The following is a 17604-nucleotide window of genomic DNA, read 5'->3' as shown; positions in this document are numbered from 1 at the left end:
TGTTCCGCTTGACCCTGTGGATAAGTCCGACCAGGGACACGACAATTCACTCGGACATGAGCAATCCGTGCTCTGGGGCGCGCGGCGCCATTCACTCGGGATGCGCGACGCCCGACCGTTCGCCCGACGCGATACGCAGAACTCCCTGAGCGCCGGCTCCAGGGTGTTGGCCCGGGTCCGCTGCCCTACCTGCCAAACCTCACGGAGAACGACGTCCAGGGGGCAGAGGCACAGCACGGCGGGCCGGCCGAAGTGCTGCAACCTCACCTGGATGTGGGGCTGAATCCCCACGTTCCATGCACGCACGGGCTCCTGAGCAACCCCCGGTCACCACGGCAGCCCACGCCTGCCCTCAGGCAACCGTCACCGCCGGCCTCCACAACACCCCAGAGCAGCTCAACCCGCCGCAGCGAGGACCAGAGGAAGAACCGCTTCGCTGCCGGCCCGGCGCAGGAGGCGAGCGGCGACGGCAAGGGTCCAGCCGGAGTCCGTGTAGTCGTCCACGAGCAGGACAGGCCCTGGGGAGCCAGCCAGGGCAGCAGCCAATTCCTCGGAGACGGCGAACGTGTCGGCCAGTGTCCGCAGGCGTTGAGCGGAGTTGCTGCGCCGCGCAGCATGCGCGCCGCCCGGCCCCGTGTACATCAGGGTTCCCAGATACGGCAGGCGGCCGATGGTCGCGATGCCCTGGGCGAGGGACCCGACCAGTTGCGGACGGGCCAGGGACGGTACGGCGACGACACCCACCGGCCGGGCAGAGGCGTCCGGCACGTTCGGCGCCCAGCCGCCCGGTGAACGCGCCCAGTCGGCGAGGACCGCGACCGCGGCCTGGAGCACGTCGTCAGGGACCGGACCGTCGGGGGCGTTCTCGGCCAGCAGGGGCCGCAGGCGGTTGCCCCAGCCAATGTCCGAGAGCCGGCCCAGCGCCCGCCCGGTGGAGCACTGCTCCTTGGCCGGGATACGGCCCTTGAGGTCGATACCCAGTGCGGGCATCCCCGTCGGCCACATCCGGCGCGGCTCGACCTCCGCCCCCGGGCGATCCAGCTCCTTCGTCGCCCCCGTCAGAGCCTCGGCAGAGACCGACGAGGTGATCCAGGTGCCGGCGCAGTTGTCACAGCGGCCGCACGGAGCGGCCCCCTCGTCATCCAGCTGCAGGCGCAGGAACTCCATCCGGCACTGTGTCGTGCTCACGTACTCCCGCATGGCCTGCTGCTCGGCCGTTCGCTGCCGCGCCACCCACGCGTACCGATCAGCGTCGTACACCCACCGCTCGCCGGTGGAGATCCAGCCGCCCTTGACCCGCTTGACCGCCCCGTCCACGTCGAGGACCTTGAGCATGGTCTCCAGCCGGGTACGCCGAAGATCCACCGCCGCCTCCAAGGCCGGCACCGACAGCGGGCGTCCCGCCTCAGCCAGCGACGACAGGGTCTGCCGGACCTGTGCCTCGGGCGGGAAGGCCGTATCGGCGAAGTAGCGCCAGATGGCCTCGTCCTCCTTGCCGGGCAGCAGCAGCACATCCGCGTGCTCGACACCGCGGCCGGCACGACCGACCTGCTGGTAGTAGGCGATGGGCGAGGACGGCGAACCGAGATGCACCACGAAGCCCAGGTCCGGTTTGTCGAACCCCATCCCCAGCGCCGACGTCGCGACCAGCGCCTTGACCCGGTTCGCCAGCAGGTCGGACTCCGCCTGCAGCCGGTCCGCGTTCTCCGTGCGCCCCGTGTACGACGCCACCTGGAAGCCGCGCTGCCGCAGGAACGCGGTGGCCTCCTCTGCGGCGGCCACCGTGAGCGTGTAGATGATCCCGGAACCCTGCAGCTCCTCCAGATGCTCGGCCAGCCAGGCCAGTCGGTGCGCGGCGTCCGGCAACTGCACCACACCCAGCCGCAGGCTCTCCCTCTCCAGCGAGCCGCGCAGCACCAGGGCCTCGCCGGCGCCGGTCCCCAGTTGCTCGGCGACGTCCGCCGTCACGCGGGCATTGGCGGTCGCCGTGGTCGCCAGAACCGGAACACCGGGGGCGAGGGCGGCAAGCATCGCCCGGAGCCGGCGGTAGTCGGGCCGGAAGTCGTGGCCCCAGTCGGAGATGCAGTGCGCCTCGTCGACCACGAGCAGGCCGGTGGTGGCAGCGAGCTTGGGCAGCAACTGCTCTCGAAAGTCCACGGAATTGAGGCGCTCGGGACTTACGAGGAGTACGTCGGTCTCACCGCGCTCGACCTCCCCGTAGATGGTGTCCCATTCCTCGGGGTTGGCCGAGTTGATGGTCCGCGCCCGGATACCGGCCCGCGCCGCCGACTCGACCTGGTTGCGCATCAACGCGAGCAGGGGCGAGACGATCACCGTCGGACCGGCACCACGTCGGCGCAGCAGAGCGGTGGCGACGAAGTACACCGCCGACTTACCCCAGCCCGTGCGCTGCACCACCAGGGCACGCCGGCGCTCCTCCACCAGGGCCGCCACCGCCTGCCACTGGTCCTCCCGCAGCCGGGCCGAACCGCCGGGGGCGCCGACGAGCTCAGCGAGGATGGCATCAGCTTCGGTACGGAGCTCCAGATCGTCCATGCCTCCATGCAACCCGATGCCACTGACAATCAGCCACCTCACCCGGCGCAACAGGCGCTCACGGACCGTTGACGGAGCGCGACGAGCATCCATGGCCCGGTTGTGCAGGTCGCCCCCGTGCGTCGCACGGTGACGCGCTGGGTAGGGATATAACCCTCGCACCACCAGATATCGGTCGGTGGCCCCAATTGCTCGTTGCCGCATTCAGGTTCGACAGGAAGAATTGGAGTCCGCTCCCCGCACGGCTCGTCCGTGATCCGGTAGGGCTCTGCTGCGGCGTGCGCTCCCCCGATTCCGACCTCGCCCGCAGTGTGGGCGCGTAGCCGAAGGGAGGACCGTGACCTTCGGATTCGCTCCGTCCTCTGCAGCATCCGTGTCGACGTCAGCCGACCCGTCCGCCGCATCCACCAACCCGCTGGCCCGCATGCTCGAACCAGCAGAGTGGGCCGCCGCGGGCATCCCGCTTCTGCGCAATCCCCGCGAGGTCGTCAGCGGTCTGCACTCCCGACACCGCCCAGGGCCGACGACCGCGATCGTGGCCGTCCTCGACGCCGAGGAGCGCCTGCGGGCGAGTGCCTCCTTCACGCGTCGCCCGTCCCCGGCGGACGGCTGGATGTTCCGCAATGCGCTGCTAGCCCAGCTTCGCCGCGTCATCCCGCACGACCTGCGGCGCCGCACCCCCGTGCGCACCGCCGTCCTGCTCTACTGCCGCGAGGGCGACGCCCGTTGGACGGAGGAGGACGGCGCGTGGATGTGGGGCCTGCGTGACGCCTGCACCCTGCACGGCCTGCGCTGCGGCGCGTACATCACGCTGACCCGGGACGGCTGGCAGGTCCTCGGCGAGGGCCGTGGCGGCCGCCGCCCCAACACCGACTCGGCGCCGGAGCCCTTCGCCACGTCCGAGTCCCCACTCCCGCTGCCCCGCACCGGCGGCGCGGCCTCAGAGGTCCTACGGCGCGCGGCGGCTCGCTGAGGACACCGCAAGAGTCCTCGACCGACGGCCCGCAGGAGTGCTCGACCAACGCCACGGTCGAGCCGCACACTGCACGCCATACGCCGCGCTCGATACGACGACCCAGGCAGACGAGGACCCGACGCGGACCGCAAAGCGGCTGCGAGCGCCACCCGCAGTCGCCGCACGCCGTCACCACGCAACCACCGGACGAAATCCCGCCCAGCTGACGCCGTGAAGCTGTCAGGGCTTCCCTGCACCGGCACCACCAGCAGCATGCGTCTGGTGATCGGCCGACCGTCGCGGCGGGAGCGTCCCGATGCCTGGGAGGCCCGCCAGGGCCGAGCAGTGCGAGGGGCGCGTCCGCCCCACGCCGACTGACCCGTACGGGCGTGGGCTCACACCCCGATCCCGACCCGACGGGCCTGTGCACAGCGCGCTTCAGACTCCTCCGGGCACGCCGGAGCGCCCGCCGTGCAGACGCCGCCAGAGCGGCGCCCCACCCCCCGGTGTCCTGCGGCGATTCCCCCAGGACGAGCCGGAACGGCTCAGACGCCCACGCCCAGCACCGAGTTGATCCGCTGCGGGTCACCGCAGACGATCAGCAGGGCACCGGCCCGGCCGAGGGCCAGAGGCAGGGCGTTGACAGCAGCAGTGTCGGGACCGCCATTGACGGCCACCACGACCACCGGACGCGACGCGGCACGGTCGGCGACGGAGGCATCGGCGTAAAAGACGTCGTCACCGGCGTCGTGCTGCGCCCAGTAGGAGGCTTCACCGAAGGACAGCTCGTGGGCGGCCCACGGGTGCTGTTCGCCGGTGGTGATCACCAGCACGTCGCTGGGGGCGCGGCCCGACTCCAGGAGCAGGTCGACGGCTTCCTCGGCAGCGTCGAGCGCGCCCTCGAGCGAGGCCGGGATCAACTGGATCTGCGGGGTCGCCGCAGCCGGAGCGGCAGCGGGAGCAGCCGGACCCGACGGTCCGGGCTTGGCCACGGCCACGTCACGCGGCGAACGTTGCACCGGCGGCGCGGGCCGCACGGGCCCGGGTCGGCCGGGACGCGACGGAGCCGCAGGGCGGGGACCGGGTACGGGACGAGGGGTCGGCGCGGTGCGGCCGCTGGCCGGCGTGACGCGGGGACCCTGGGCACTCTCGTGAATCTGAGGCTCCTCGGGAATGAGAGGCATGAGCTGATGTTTATCAAACGCTGGTGCGGCTCGCATGGCCGGGTGGCACACAAGTGCGAGCGGAATCGTCAGAAGTCGAAGCCGAGCTGCCCCTCGATCTCCGGAACGCTTCCTTCCACCCAAGTGCGGACCTTCTTGAGGTGCCGCCACTGGGGCAGCGCATCAAGATACGCCCACGACAACCGGTGGTACGGGGTGGGCCCCCGCTCCGCCAGTGCGGCCTTGTGCACGGGCGACGGGTATCCGGCGTTGTCCGCAAAACCGAAGTCTGCATGGTCGATACCCAGTTCGGCCATCATTTTGTCGCGCTGCACCTTGGCGATCACCGAGGCCGCCGCGACCGCCACACACGACTGATCACCCTTGATGACCGTTCGGACCCTCCAGGGGTTCCCGAGATAGTCATGCTTCCCGTCGAGAATCACCGCGTCGGGTCGGACCGGCAGGGCCTCCAGGGCACGCCCCGCGGCGAGCCGAAGCGCTGCAGTCATCCCCAGGGCGTCGATCTCCTCAGGAGAGGCGTGCCCGAGGGCGTACGAGGTCACCCACGTCCGCAGCAGTTCGGCGAGCTCGGTGCGCCGCTTGACGGTGAGCAGCTTGGAGTCGGTGAGGCCTTCGGGGGGTCGGCGCAATCCGGTGATCGCAGCGCAGACGCTGACGGGGCCGGCCCACGCACCGCGCCCCACCTCGTCGACACCGGCAATGATCTTCGCTCCGGTCGTGGCTCGGAGGGAGCGCTCGACGGTGTGAGTAGGCGGTTCGTACGGCATGGCGCCCTTAGCGTACGCCGACCGGAACCGGCTTCGACACCCTGGTTCACCGAAGCCACCTCCGGGCCGGTCCAGCCGCGGTTCAGCGGGCCGTCGGGCGGAGCAGTGGAAGCATCAACTGATCGACCATCTCCTCGAGATCTCGATCATTCCATTCGCTCATGCACATCTTTGATCGGTACATCATCATCGCCGGAATGGCGTCGAAGACATAGCCGTTCGCCGCGTCGGTCCGCACCTCTCCCCGCTCAATGCCGCGATTGACGACCTCCCGAAGCAAAGCGATCGTCGGCTCCACGACCCCCTCGAAGATCACACCGTGAAAGCGCTCGGCTTGGAGGCTGTCGCATTCGTGAATCACCGACCGCAGCGCGAAACCGGGCCGCGAGAACATCGCCTCCCGCGCCTGCCGGCACAGCTCGAGCAGGTCTTCGCGCACGCTCCCGAGGTCGGGAGCCGACGCAAAGTTCGGCAGCCCGGCCCGCAGCGCATCGGCGACAAGATCCTCCTTGGAGGGCCAGCGCCGATAGACGGCGGCCTTCCCGGTCTGAGCGCCGGCCGCCACGCCCTCCATCGTGAGGCCGTTCCATCCGACCGTACTGAGCTGTTCCAGCGCGGCATCGAGGATCGCGCGTTCGAGCGCGGCGCCACGGCGGCGGGGAGAGGCCGTCTGAGCGGGGGCGGCCGTCCAGCGCGAGGTAACCATCTGAGCGTCTCCAACGAACAAGCGAAGCGGGGATTTCGGGGACATGGGAACTCCACGCGGCAACTACGGGGGGACAGACCGCGCGACAACAACATAAGTGAACGCTTGCGTTCACTACTCGGGACTCACTACGGTTGACGCGACAGTGAACGCGAGCGTTCACTAAGGCACTTGTGGGGGACCCATAGTGACAACCTCTCAGTTGATCAAGGATCAGAAACCAGGTGCGGCCCGCCGGGAGGGGCATCCCGGCATCGCGCTCACCGTCATCGCGGCCTGCCAACTCATGGTGGTACTCGACGCGACGATTGTGAACATCGCGCTCCCGCACATTCAGAATGCCCTCAAATTCAGCACCACCGACCTCACGTGGGTCGTCAGCGCCTACACGCTCACCTTCGGTGGCCTGCTGCTTCTCGGCGGTCGCGCCGGTGACATTCTGGGCCGCCGCCGGGTCTTCATGACCGGCATCCTGCTGTTCACCCTCGCTTCCCTGCTCGGTGGATTCGCGCAGGAACCGTGGCAGTTGCTGGCCGCCCGCGTACTCCAGGGCGTGGGTGGCGCGATCGCGTCGCCCACCTCGCTGGCGCTCATCACCACGACGTTCCCCGAAGGCCCGGAGCGCAACCGGGCGTTCGGCGTCTTCGCCGCCGTCTCCGCGGGCGGTGGCGCCATCGGTCTGCTCGCCGGCGGCATGCTCACCGAATGGCTCGACTGGCGGTGGGTGCTCTTCGTCAACGTGCCGATAGGCGTCCTGATAGCGGTGCTCACGCCGCTGTACATCAGCGAGTCCGAACGGCACTCCGGACGCTTCGACATCGCGGGTGCGCTGACCTCGACCGCTGGTATGGCCTCCCTGGTCTACGGCTTCATCCGCGCGGCGGACGAAGGCTGGCGGGACAGCCTGACCATCGGGTCGTTCGGCGCCGCCGTGGTCCTGCTGGTGGCCTTCGCGTTCATCGAGTCGCGGGCCAAGGAACCCATCACCCCGCTGAGGATGTTCGCCGACCGCAACCGCTCGGGCACCTACGTGATCATGCTCAGCCTGGCCGCGGCGATGTTCGGCATGTTCTTCTACATCGTGCTGTTCGTGCAGAACGTGCTGCAGTACAGCCCGATCGAGGCCGGTCTCGCCTTCCTGCCCGTGACGGTCGTGATCGCAGTCGGCGCCGGCCTGTCCCAGCGCTTCCTGCCGGTACTCGGCCCGAAGCCGTTCATGCTCGTGGGCTCGGCGCTCACGGCGACCGGGCTGGCCTGGCAGACCCTCATCAGCGCCGACAGCTCGTATGTCGGCGGAGTCCTGGGCCCGATGCTGCTGTTCGGCTTCGGCATGGGACTGAACTTCGTGACACTGACGGTCACCGCGGTCTCCGGTGTCGCGCAGCATGAGGCCGGCGCCGCGTCCGGCCTCCTCAACGCCACGCAGCAGGTGGGCGGTTCGCTCGGCCTGTCCATCCTGACGACGGTCTTCGGATCGGCCAGCAAGGACGAGGCGGAGAAACAGCTGCCGCAGTTCATGGCGGAGGGATCGGCCGAGCAGAAGGCGGAGTTCGCCAAGACGCAGCAACTGCCCGGCCCGTGGGGCCACGAAGTGCTCACCCAGGGCATCTCCACCGGCTTCGTGGCCGCCGCCGCGATGGCCGTGCTCGCCCTGGCCACCGCATGGTTCGTGATCCGGGTCCGCAAAAGCGATCTGGACGCCCTCGCCGGTACGGCGGGTCCCATGGCCGGCTGACCCGGCGGGGCCCTCGAAGGGCCGCGGATGGCCGGACCGGATCCGGGGGACGAACGGCGAGGACGACGAGCCGGCCATCCGCACCACCCTCACGACGCCCCGCGTCCGACGGGCGTCGCCGGGGTGGCGGAGTCGAAGACCGCCCCACGCGGCAGCCGCCGAGACGAGCAGCACGCCCAGCACCGACATGAACCCCATTGCTCCACCCCCTGCGCCCCTCGCGTGAGATCTGCGCGTGCGACCCCAGCCGTCGCACATCGACTGCCACGACAACGGACCGGCGGTCACGCAGAGTTCCCGTCAAGCACAGAAAGTCATAGAAGTTGCGTAGCCCAGGCCCGACAAGGTTCCGGCCGAGCAGCTGAACGGGGCTACGCCGACGTCGGCGCCCACTCCGGGAGTGCCTCGGTCCGCTCCGCCCACTCGGCCGGCACCGCCCCGGCCTTCCCGGAACCGATCACGCCGCCCACGATCGCGCACGTGGTGTCCACGTCGCCGCCGACCTGCGCCGTCGTCCAGAAGGCCCGCTCATAGTCGCCGAGGGCCCGCGCGGCCGACCAGAGGGCGAAGGGCACGGTGTCGTGGGCCGTCGTACGCCGTCCGCAGCCCAGCACCGCCGCGACGGTGGCCGCGTCGGCGTAGTCGAGCATGTCCCGCGCACGCCGCAGGCCCGCCCCGACCGCACTCTTCGGGATGAGAGCGACGACGTCGTCGAGGAGCGATTCAGGGCTGGGCGGACCACCGGGAGCGGCGGCGAGCGCGGCTGCCCCGGCAACGGCCATGGCGCCGACGACGGCCTCGCGATGCTGATGCGTGGGGTAGGCCGAGATCTCGGCCTGGTGGGTCGCCTGCTCCGGGTCGTCCGCGTACCAGGCACCCAGCGGTGCGATCCGCATCGCGGCGCCGTTGCCCCAAGACCCCTGTCCGTTGAAGAGCGCGGCCGACAGCTCGCGCCAGTCACCGCCCTCCCGGACCAGACGCAGCAGCCGGTTGACCGCGGGGCCGTAACCCCGGTCGAAGTCATGGTGCTCGGCGAACGAACGGGCCAGAGCGTCCTGGTCGATGCGGTGGTGGCCGGCCAGGACGGCGACCACGGAGCAGGCCATCTCCGTGTCGTCCGTCCACTGCCAGGGGCCGGACGGCAGCTCACGGCGCTTCAGCAGCGGATAGTTCACCGGGACGAAGAACTGCGAGCCCAGGGCGTCTCCCACCGCGAGTCCGCGCAGGCTGGCGAGGGCGCGGTCCAGGCGCCCTTCGGGGGAGGAATCAGCGGTCATCGCCCTGCCACTCTATCCGGTGATCCCGTACGGTTCCGGATCTCGCCAGCGTTCAAAAGGCCGGTCAAGCGTGTACTTGCCGTCGTCCCCGAGAACGAGCATCCGCATCTCCGCGTTCCCCGGATTCGACAGTGACTCGAATTCCGCGACCGTCCAGTGGAACCAGCGCATGCAGAACAGGCGCATCGCCAGCCCGTGGGTCACCAGCAGCACGTTCGATGGATGGTCGGGGGCCTCGAAACTGCGGAACAGGCTCTCCAGGAAGCCGCCGACCCGGTCGTACACGTCGGCGCCGGACTCCCCCTGGGCGAAGCGGTAGAAGAAGTGGCCGTAGGCGTCCCGGTAGGACTTCTGGAGGCGTACGTCGTCGCAGTCCTGCCAGTTTCCCCAGTCCTGCTCACGCAGCCGGGGCTCTTCGCGCACGCGTATCACCTCGGGGTCCAGGTGGAAGGCGCGCAGCGTCTCGTGCGTCCGGCGGTAGGGCGAGACGTACACACTGACCCGCTCGCGGCCGAACACCTCCCGCAACCGTTTGCCCGTCTCCTCGGCCTGGCGCCAGCCGCGCTCGGTCAGGGCCAGAGCGTGGTCGGGCTCACGCTCGTACACGGTGTCATCAACATTGCCCGTTGACTCGCCGTGCCGGACAAGGACGATGCGCCGTGGTCGTGCCATGCCAAAACCCTAGATCGGTTGAGGGCCGATCGTGGACTTGTGCGGGCCACATACGGCGTAGGTCACACATTTCCTGTACCAGCGGCCACACCAGCACCCACCCATGGTGAGTCCGGAAATCAAACCGTCCAGGTCGACTCGAGCTCGACGATGTCGCCCGTGAGGGCTGCGACATCGGCCTCCGTTTGCGCCCGCAGCGCCAGTCGCTCCACGCGTTCGGTGCGGTACTTGCCGTGCTCCGCGGCCGACCGCCACATCGAAAGCACCAGGAACTCATGGCCCGGCGCCTCGCCGAACAGTCCGCGGATCATGCCCGGGGAGCCGGCCATCGCCGGGTTCCATACCTTCTCCTGCATGAGCGTGAAGTGCTCGGCCCGGTCTTGGTGGACACGGCAGTGGGCCACTCGCACAAGGTCCGCGTCGGTGAAGCGCGGCTCGAAGCCGGTCTTCACGTCGAAGCGGTAGTCGAAGAGTTTGACCTGCATGTCCTTGTAGGTGCCCGACTGGGCCGCGGCCAGTCTGTCGTGGGAGCGCGCCATGAAGGAGTCGTAGAAGGAACGGCTCTCCCAGAACGAGAAGACATGCGCGACCCCCTGCCGCCCCCGGCTCCAACCCCCACCCTGCCCCCGAAATCCCGGCTCCCCCGGAAGCCCCGCCCACTTTCGCTGCCCCCGCTCGAAGCCGCGGCGGTCCACCACGGTGCAGCGAATCCACTTGACCAGCACCGCGCCATGGTAAGGCCACGGAGCGTGGCGCCGGTCACGCTCGGCAGGAGTGCTCTTCGGCGTACGGTGCCGCGCGCGTGGCAGGATGGGCAACCGGCCATGTCTGCTGGGCAGTTCAGGCTGAGCCATAAGCACAACGGGGAAGGGGAAGCCCGGTGAACGCCATCAACAAGGGGATCCGAAAGGTCGAGATCTCGCTCAAGTGGGATCCGAGTCCGGCGGGTGATCCGCCCACTGACCTGGACCTCGTCGCCGCGACCTATCTGGCGGACGATCCGTACGGCGATCCCGCCTATGTAGTGCACTTCGACAGCCGCTCTCCCGACGGCACCATCTATCTCAACCGGGACAGCCAGGACGGCAAGGGCTTCGGCTGGGACGAGGTCCTGACCGTGGAGCTGGACCGGCTCGACGTCCGGTACGCGCGCGTGATGGTCGGTGTCGCCATACAGCAGCGTCCCGATCAGCGCACCTTCGTCAGCGTCATCAATCCGGCCCTGCGCATCCGTGAGGGCTACACCGTCATGGCCGAGGACGACTTCGGCGGCGTCCTCGGGTCGACGGCGGCCACGGTCGCGGAGTTCGTACGCGAAGGATCGAGCACGTGGGAGTTCCACTCCGGCATCCACGGTTTCGAGGACGACCCGGCAACGTTCACGGCGAGCATGGGCAAGGCTCGCCGGCCCTGAGCGTCGCTCGTAGGTTCGTCGGTCCATCCTGCGAAGAGAACTCTGCGAAAGGAGGGCGCCGACACGTGGTCGGCGCCCCTCTCCCGGGACTCTCGCCAAGGCACCTCAGGGCTGCCGCAAAACGCCCACAGCCGGCGACCGGACGCTGTCTCGATGAGCCGGACCATCCACGGGTCCTTGGCTGTCATGGCGCCCCTCACGGTCTCGGACCATGACAGGTCCGGCATCAGCAGGCACCAAAGACCCTGCTGTCAGGGAGGAAAGCGCTCGGGCCACGGGTATCCCAGCTCGTCGGCGAACTCGCGCGAACCACCGCAGACGTGACCGATCGCCTTGGGATCCTCCAGGAGGAGTCCCTGCGACATCCGGTCGGCCTGCACTTCGGGGGCCTCGCCGGTGACGGACAGGGCGATACGGAATTGCAGCCATGGCCGCTCATCACGGTTGATCGGCTGACCCGGCTGGAAGAAGAAGACGACTGCGATGCGGTCACGCTCCCAGGGCAGGGCACTGACCCAGGCCAACTCGCACTCCCAGCGATCCAGCCACTGCGTTTGCCGAGAGAGGCCCTCTTCCAGAAGCCTGGCGATCGTGCGGGCCGGCCATTCCCAACTGTGGTCGGCGACTGCGCGCTGAACCTCGGCTTCGTACTGCCGCGCGTCGAATCGATACGAAGGAAGATCCAGCTCGTCATCATCCGGGTTCCGCCAACCGTGCCATACGACGGTCGCGTCCTCACGCGTGATCGTCACATAGACGGCGCCGCAACACTCCTCCGTGCAGTCGGCTTCAGCGAGCCTGACCTCTTTGGGCTCACGCGACGGCATCAGCGGGCTGGAGGGCAGAAGGAGGCGCCGAGGGTCCTCCGCCGCGCCCTCTTCGAAGGCCGTGGCCAGGATGTCCTCACCGTCGATGATCGGTCGGACCTCGACTGCGCCGCCGCGCTGAGTCGGCTCAGGCGTGACGACTTGGAGAGCGAATTGATTCATGTGGGACGGCACGCCGTGATGCTCCCTGAGCCACCGTCGCCTGTCACATGCTTTGTTCTTCGCCGGTCACACGGTGAAGGGGACCGGCCATCGGCCGGTCCCCTTAAAACCCGCAGGTCAGGCGAGTTCGCGAGTCACGTCGGACGGTATGTCCGACGAGACTCCGCCCATTCTCAGCTGCAGCCGCTGGTCGAGCCGCAGCCCTCGCAGATGTAGCAGGAGCCTGCCCGCTGCATCTTCGTGCCGCAGGAGAAGCACAGCGGGGCGTCGGCCTGGATGCCCAGCTGCATCTCCACCAACTCGGCGCTGGTGTGCGCCTGCTGCGGAGCGGGCTTGGCCGCCTCGACCTCGGCCTTCGGCGTGGCGACAGCCTTCAGCTCCTGTGCGCGCGGCGCCGACTGGGCCAGGCCCTCGACGTCCACCTCGTCATCGCCGGCCTCGTACGAACCGGTCTCCAGGTGACGCTGACGCTCCTCGGCGGAGTGGATGCCGAGCGCGGAGCGCGTCTCAAAGGGCAGGAAGTCGAGCGCCAGGCGGCGGAAGATGTAGTCGACGATCGACTGCGCCATCCGCACGTCCGGGTCGTCCGTCATGCCGGCCGGCTCGAAACGCATGTTCGTGAACTTCGAGACGTACGTCTCCAGCGGCACGCCGTACTGCAGACCAACCGAGACGGCGATCGAGAAGGCGTCCATCATGCCCGCGAGCGTCGAGCCCTGCTTGGACATCTTCAGGAAGACCTCGCCGAGACCGTCGTCCGGGTAGGAGTTGGCGGTCATGTAACCCTCGGCGCCACCGACGGTGAAGGACGTCGTGATGCCAGGACGACCCTTCGGCAGGCGCTTGCGGACCGGGCGGTACTCGACGACCTTCTCGACCGTCTCACGGATGGTGGCCTCGGCCTTCTCCGTGATCTCGGTCTTCTCCTTCTCCTTGGTCTTCGCGGAGAGGGGCTGGCCGACCTTGCAGTTGTCGCGGTAGATCGCGAGCGCCTTGACGCCCATCTTCCAGGCCTCGAAGTAGATCTCCTCGACCTCCTCGACGGTCGCCGACTCCGGCATGTTGACCGTCTTGGACAGGGCGCCGGAGATCCACGGCTGGATCGCGGCCATCATGCGGACGTGGCCCATCGCGGAGATGGAACGCTCGCCCATGGCGCAGTCGAACACCTCGTAGTGCTCGTGCTTGAGGCCCGGGGCGTCGACGACATTGCCGTGGTCGGCGATGTGGGCGACGATCGCCTCGATCTGCTCCTCCTGGTAGCCCAGGCGGCGCAGGGCCTGCGGGACGGTGCCGTTGACGATCTGCATCGAGCCGCCGCCGACCAGCTTCTTGAACTTGACCAGGGCGAGGTCAGGCTCAAGACCGGTGGTGTCGCAGGACATCGCCAGACCGATGGTGCCGGTCGGGGCGATGACGGACGCCTGGGAGTTACGGAAACCGTTCTTCTCACCGAGGCGCTGCACGTCCTGCCAGGCCTCCGTGGCCGCGGCCCAGACCGGCGTGTCCAGGTCGTCCATGCGGACGGCCGCGGAGTTGGCGTCGGCGTGCTGCTTCATGACGCGCAGGTGCGGCTGGGCGTTACGGGCGTAGCCGTCGTACGGGCCGACGACCGCGGCGAGTTCGGCGGAGCGCCTGTACGACGTGCCGGTCATCAGCGAGGTGATGGCACCCGCGAGAGCGCGGCCGCCGTCCGAGTCGTAGGCGTGACCGGTCGCCATCAGCAGGGCGCCGAGGTTGGCGTAGCCGATGCCGAGCTGGCGGAACGCGCGCGTGTTCTCACCGATCTTCTGCGTCGGGAAGTCCGCGAAGCAGATGGAGATGTCCATCGCGGTGATGACCAGCTCGACGACCTTCGCGAAGCGCTCGACCTCGAAGGACTGGTTGCCCTTGCCGTCGTCCTTCAGGAACTTCATCAGGTTCAGCGATGCGAGGTTGCAGGACGTGTTGTCCAGGTGCATGTACTCGCTGCAGGGGTTCGAGCCGTTGATACGGCCGGACTCCGGGCACGTGTGCCAGTGGTTGATGGTGTCGTCGTACTGGATGCCGGGGTCGGCGCAGGCCCAGGCGGCTTCGGCCATCTTGCGGAACAGGGCCTTGGCGTCGACCTCTTCGATGACCTCGCCGGTCATACGGGAGGTGAGGCCGAACTTGCCGCTCGCCTCCACGGCCTTCATGAACGTGTCGTTCACACGGACCGAGTTGTTGGCGTTCTGGTACTGGACGGACGTGATGTCGTCGCCGCCCAGGTCCATGTCGAAGCCCGCGTCACGGAGCGCGCGGATCTTCTCTTCTTCCTTGACCTTGGTCTGGATGAAGTCCTCGATGTCGGGGTGGTCGACGTCGAGGATGACCATCTTGGCGGCGCGGCGGGTGGCGCCGCCCGACTTGATCGTTCCTGCGGAGGCGTCGGCACCGCGCATGAAGGAGACCGGACCGGAGGCGTTGCCGCCGGAGGACAGCAGTTCCTTGGAGGAGCGGATGCGGGAGAGGTTCAGGCCGGCGCCGGAGCCGCCCTTGAAGATCATGCCCTCTTCCTTGTACCAGTCGAGGATCGACTCCATGGAGTCGTCGACGGACAGGATGAAGCAGGCGGAGACCTGCTGGGGCTGCGGGGTGCCCACGTTGAACCAGACGGGGCTGTTGAAGCTGAAGATCTGGTGCAGGAGGGCGTACGCCAGCTCATGCTCGAAGATCTCGGCGTCGGCGGGCGAGGCGAAGTACTTGTAGTCCTCGCCGGCCTTCCGATACGTCTTCACGATGCGGTCGATCAGCTGCTTGAGGCTGACCTCGCGCTGCGGGGTGCCGACGGCACCGCGGAAGTACTTGCTGGTGACGATGTTGACCGCGTTCACCGACCAGAAGTCGGGGAACTCCACGCCGCGCTGCTCGAAGTTGACCGAGCCGTCGCGCCAGTTGGTCATGACGACGTCACGGCGCTCCCAGGCCACCTCGTCGTACGGGTGCACGCCGGGGGTGGTGTGGATGCGCTCGATACGCAGTCCCTTGGTCGCCTTGGTGCCCTTGGCGCGGGAACTCCGTGCCGGACCGCTCGCCGTCTCTGTCATGCCGCCTCCCTGTACGGGCTAAAACGCCCTGAAGTGCCCCGATGTTCCCCGTGGCACGGTGTTCTGTCTGGTGCTGCGGGCACCGTCGGATTGCCACCCGCAGCAGGTCTTCTGTCGCCGCCTCGCGGCCGGTTCCGGAGGTCCGAGGACCGGGTCCGGCTCGCCCTCAGTCGGCGGCGTTGGCGGGCACGGGGACCTGTGCAGTCCCTCCGGACCCGCGGTCGTCCTCCTGGCCCCCCGTGACTGCGCGTGCGTCGTCCTCGCGGTCGTCGTCGTCCGCGGCCGTGCGCCCCGTCCCCAGCCTGAGTTCCGTGATCGCGGCCTCGAAGTCCTCGAGCGAGTCGAACGCCCGGTATACGGAGGCGAATCGCAGATAGGCGACGAGGTCGAGCTCCTGCAACGGGCCGAGTATGGCCAGCCCCACGTCGTGGGTGGTCAGCTCGGCGCTTCCGGTGGCCCGCACCGCCTCCTCGACCCGTTGGCCGAGCTGGGCGAGCGCGTCCTCGGTGACAGGCCGTCCCTGGCATGCCTTGCGCACGCCATTGATGACCTTGGTACGACTGAATGGCTCGGTGACTCCGGACCGCTTGATCACCATCAGCGAGCACGTCTCCACTGTCGTGAAACGACGGGAGCAGTCAGGACACTGACGGCGCCTGCGGATCGACGTGCCGTCGTCGGTCGTACGGCTGTCGACGACGCGACTGTCGGGGTGCCTGCAGAAGGGGCAGTGCATAACTCCCAACCCTCCTCACAGCAGACTCAATAGCCTCGCTGGACCTCATGGGCCCCGCGAAGCAGCCCCAAGCATAGGCGATCTCCGAGCGGTCGAAGACCGGGGGGACCACAACTTCTGGGCTGCTGCTGCAATCCAACCACTAGATGTGGGGATTGGCTCATACATCGACGCCATACGCGCGTGTCGCTCGGACATTGCCAGGTGCCGTACGACCGGGCCGGCGCGCCGCGCACTTGATGCACGGCCGTATCCCACCGGCACATACGGAGATACCGTGAGCGCCACACGGAGGGGACGTGGGACTCCCGCACAGATGAGGGTCGGTTCCAGGTTGATCCGATCCCGGATGGCAGACTGGGGCAACAACCCACGAGGTCGTCATCCCGGCGGTGAAGGGTACAACAATGGCCCCTTTTGCCCGTCGGGCAGCACGTCAGCCATACACCCAGACACACGATCACGTCAGGTGATTCGCGATTTTTCACTCGAACGTGTGTTTGGCGCAACCTTTCGAAAGCAACTACCGTTGTGCAGCAGGGAGACCATCGAGAGGGGCCGACGTGACCACCACCGCAGACAGTGCCACCATCACTGCCCAGGACCGCTCCCAGGGCCGACTCGAGCCGGTGCATGCGATGAACGAAGCCACGAGTCCCGAGGGACACAAGCGCTCCTTGCCGGGCCGACCTCCCGGCATCCGGGCGGACAGTTCAGGGCTCACCGACCGGCAGCGCCGCGTGATCGAAGTCATCAGGGATTCCGTGCAGCGGCGTGGCTACCCGCCGTCGATGCGGGAGATCGGCCAGGCGGTCGGCCTGTCCAGCACGTCCTCGGTCGCCCACCAGCTGATGGCACTGGAGCGCAAGGGATTCCTGCGCCGCGACCCGCACCGCCCGCGCGCATACGAGGTGCGAGGCTCCGACCAGGCCGCCTCCGTGCAGCCCACGGACACCACGGGCAAGCCCGCCGCGTCGTACGTCCCGCTGGTCGGCCGCATCGCCGCCGGTGGCCCGATCCTCGCGGAGGAGTCGGTCGAGGACGTCTTCCCTCTCCCCCGGCAGTTGGTCGGCGACGGCGAGCTCTTCGTCCTGAAGGTCGTCGGTGACTCGATGATCGAGGCCGCCATCTGCGACGGCGACTGGGTCACGGTCCGGCGCCAGCCGGTCGCGGAGAACGGCGACATCGTCGCCGCCATGCTCGACGGCGAGGCCACCGTCAAGCGCTTCAAGCGGGAGGACGGCCACGTCTGGCTCCTCCCGCACAACGCTGCGTACGAGCCGATTCCGGGCGACGACGCGACCATCCTGGGCAAGGTGGTGGCAGTGCTGCGGCGCGTGTGACGGCTGCGGCGGGCGAAGCCGACGGCGACGCCCTCTGACCGGGCCCCGGGACCCCTGCGCCGGTTCCGGGGCCCTGTGCTGTCCGGGAGGCCCGGCCCTAGGCAGACCCTGTGCCGCTGCTTCGCCCTGTGCGCTGTGGGAACCCCGCTGTCAGCGGGCTCTGGAGCGGGGGTTAGCCTGTCGCGGCGCGCGACAGGCC

The 17604-nt window shown here is 68.6% G+C and carries 13 protein-coding genes and 1 pseudogene; 4 read left to right on the top strand and 10 right to left on the bottom strand.

What is annotated here, in order from left to right:
- Window positions 1-396 precede the first annotated feature (396 nt).
- Window positions 397-2556 (bottom strand): RecQ family ATP-dependent DNA helicase, encoded by a 2160-nt coding sequence (locus ACWGDB_RS40410; protein WP_453827041.1) that lies wholly within the window; start codon window positions 2554-2556, stop codon window positions 397-399.
- A 337-nt stretch (window positions 2557-2893) separates the two neighbouring features.
- Between ACWGDB_RS40410 and ACWGDB_RS40405 the strand changes: the two genes are divergently transcribed.
- The gene (locus ACWGDB_RS40405) at window positions 2894-3529 is read left to right on the top strand and encodes a hypothetical protein (protein WP_427839576.1); all 636 of its coding nucleotides are present in this window, start codon (window positions 2894-2896) and stop codon (window positions 3527-3529) included.
- Window positions 3530-4056: 527 nt separating this feature from the next.
- On the opposite strand, the gene ACWGDB_RS40400 is transcribed toward ACWGDB_RS40405, so the two are convergent.
- The 3 genes from ACWGDB_RS40400 to ACWGDB_RS40390 all read right to left on the bottom strand — a co-directional run bounded on the left by ACWGDB_RS40400 (window position 4057) and on the right by ACWGDB_RS40390 (window position 6171).
- A complete protein-coding gene (locus ACWGDB_RS40400) occupies window positions 4057-4695 on the bottom strand; it encodes a hypothetical protein (protein WP_453827040.1) in 639 nt (212 codons plus the stop codon).
- A gap of 68 nt (window positions 4696-4763) precedes the next feature.
- Window positions 4764-5465: a ribonuclease HII gene (locus tag ACWGDB_RS40395; RefSeq protein ID WP_453827039.1), complete on the bottom strand. Its 702-nt coding sequence runs from the start codon at window positions 5463-5465 to the stop codon at window positions 4764-4766.
- Window positions 5466-5547: 82 nt separating this feature from the next.
- Window positions 5548-6171 carry a TetR/AcrR family transcriptional regulator gene (locus ACWGDB_RS40390; protein WP_453827038.1) on the bottom strand — a complete coding sequence of 208 codons (624 nt, stop codon included), beginning with the start codon at window positions 6169-6171 and terminating at the stop codon, window positions 5548-5550.
- Between the two features lie 187 nt (window positions 6172-6358).
- Between ACWGDB_RS40390 and ACWGDB_RS40385 the strand changes: the two genes are divergently transcribed.
- Window positions 6359-7906: an MFS transporter gene (locus ACWGDB_RS40385; protein ID WP_453827037.1), complete on the top strand. Its 1548-nt coding sequence runs from the start codon at window positions 6359-6361 to the stop codon at window positions 7904-7906.
- Window positions 7907-8277: 371 nt separating this feature from the next.
- On the opposite strand, the gene ACWGDB_RS40380 is transcribed toward ACWGDB_RS40385, so the two are convergent.
- The 3 genes from ACWGDB_RS40380 to ACWGDB_RS40370 all read right to left on the bottom strand — a co-directional run bounded on the left by ACWGDB_RS40380 (window position 8278) and on the right by ACWGDB_RS40370 (window position 10580).
- Window positions 8278-9183: an ADP-ribosylglycohydrolase family protein gene (locus ACWGDB_RS40380; RefSeq protein WP_453827036.1), complete on the bottom strand. Its 906-nt coding sequence runs from the start codon at window positions 9181-9183 to the stop codon at window positions 8278-8280.
- 12 nt (window positions 9184-9195) lie between these two features.
- Window positions 9196-9855 carry a histidine phosphatase family protein gene (locus ACWGDB_RS40375; protein ID WP_453827035.1) on the bottom strand — a complete coding sequence of 220 codons (660 nt, stop codon included), beginning with the start codon at window positions 9853-9855 and terminating at the stop codon, window positions 9196-9198.
- Window positions 9856-9974: 119 nt separating this feature from the next.
- Complete coding sequence (locus ACWGDB_RS40370; RefSeq protein WP_453827034.1) at window positions 9975-10580, bottom strand: YdbC family protein; 606 nt, start codon at window positions 10578-10580, stop codon at window positions 9975-9977.
- Window positions 10581-10726: 146 nt separating this feature from the next.
- Here ACWGDB_RS40370 and ACWGDB_RS40365 point away from each other — a divergent pair.
- Window positions 10727-11269: pseudogene (locus tag ACWGDB_RS40365) on the top strand (TerD family protein); the annotation flags it as partial.
- A 251-nt stretch (window positions 11270-11520) separates the two neighbouring features.
- On the opposite strand, the gene ACWGDB_RS40360 reads toward ACWGDB_RS40365, so the two are convergent.
- The 3 genes from ACWGDB_RS40360 to nrdR all read right to left on the bottom strand — a co-directional run bounded on the left by ACWGDB_RS40360 (window position 11521) and on the right by nrdR (window position 16062).
- A complete protein-coding gene (locus ACWGDB_RS40360) occupies window positions 11521-12270 on the bottom strand; it encodes a hypothetical protein (protein WP_453827033.1) in 750 nt (249 codons plus the stop codon).
- 161 nt (window positions 12271-12431) lie between these two features.
- Window positions 12432-15326: a vitamin B12-dependent ribonucleotide reductase gene (locus ACWGDB_RS40355; protein ID WP_453827032.1), complete on the bottom strand. Its 2895-nt coding sequence runs from the start codon at window positions 15324-15326 to the stop codon at window positions 12432-12434.
- A 166-nt stretch (window positions 15327-15492) separates the two neighbouring features.
- Window positions 15493-16062 carry a transcriptional regulator NrdR gene (nrdR, locus tag ACWGDB_RS40350; protein ID WP_328878694.1) on the bottom strand — a complete coding sequence of 190 codons (570 nt, stop codon included), beginning with the start codon at window positions 16060-16062 and terminating at the stop codon, window positions 15493-15495.
- Between the two features lie 563 nt (window positions 16063-16625).
- On the opposite strand from nrdR, the gene lexA reads away from it, so the two are divergent.
- Window positions 16626-17405: a transcriptional repressor LexA gene (gene lexA, locus ACWGDB_RS40345; RefSeq protein ID WP_453827031.1), complete on the top strand. Its 780-nt coding sequence runs from the start codon at window positions 16626-16628 to the stop codon at window positions 17403-17405.
- Window positions 17406-17604 lie beyond the last annotated feature (199 nt).

The organism is Streptomyces sp. NPDC055013, assembly GCF_053608645.1.
The sequence above is the reverse complement of the archived record's forward strand: the minus strand, read 5'-3'. Positions and strand labels throughout refer to the sequence as shown.

Bases quoted from the DNA above. Each gene is read 5' to 3' on its own strand.
- nrdR (WP_328878694.1), bottom strand. From the start codon at position 16,062: ATGCACTGCCCCTTCTGCAGGCACCCCGACAGTCGCGTCGTCGACAGC.
- ACWGDB_RS40410 (WP_453827041.1), bottom strand. From the start codon at position 2,556: ATGGACGATCTGGAGCTCCGTACCGAAGCTGATGCCATCCTCGCTGAG.
- ACWGDB_RS40400 (WP_453827040.1), bottom strand. From the start codon at position 4,695: ATGCCTCTCATTCCCGAGGAGCCTCAGATTCACGAGAGTGCCCAGGGT.
- ACWGDB_RS40355 (WP_453827032.1), bottom strand. From the start codon at position 15,326: ATGACAGAGACGGCGAGCGGTCCGGCACGGAGTTCCCGCGCCAAGGGC.
- ACWGDB_RS40380 (WP_453827036.1), bottom strand. From the start codon at position 9,183: ATGACCGCTGATTCCTCCCCCGAAGGGCGCCTGGACCGCGCCCTCGCC.
- ACWGDB_RS40375 (WP_453827035.1), bottom strand. From the start codon at position 9,855: ATGGCACGACCACGGCGCATCGTCCTTGTCCGGCACGGCGAGTCAACG.
- ACWGDB_RS40395 (WP_453827039.1), bottom strand. From the start codon at position 5,465: ATGCCGTACGAACCGCCTACTCACACCGTCGAGCGCTCCCTCCGAGCC.
- ACWGDB_RS40390 (WP_453827038.1), bottom strand. From the start codon at position 6,171: ATGGTTACCTCGCGCTGGACGGCCGCCCCCGCTCAGACGGCCTCTCCC.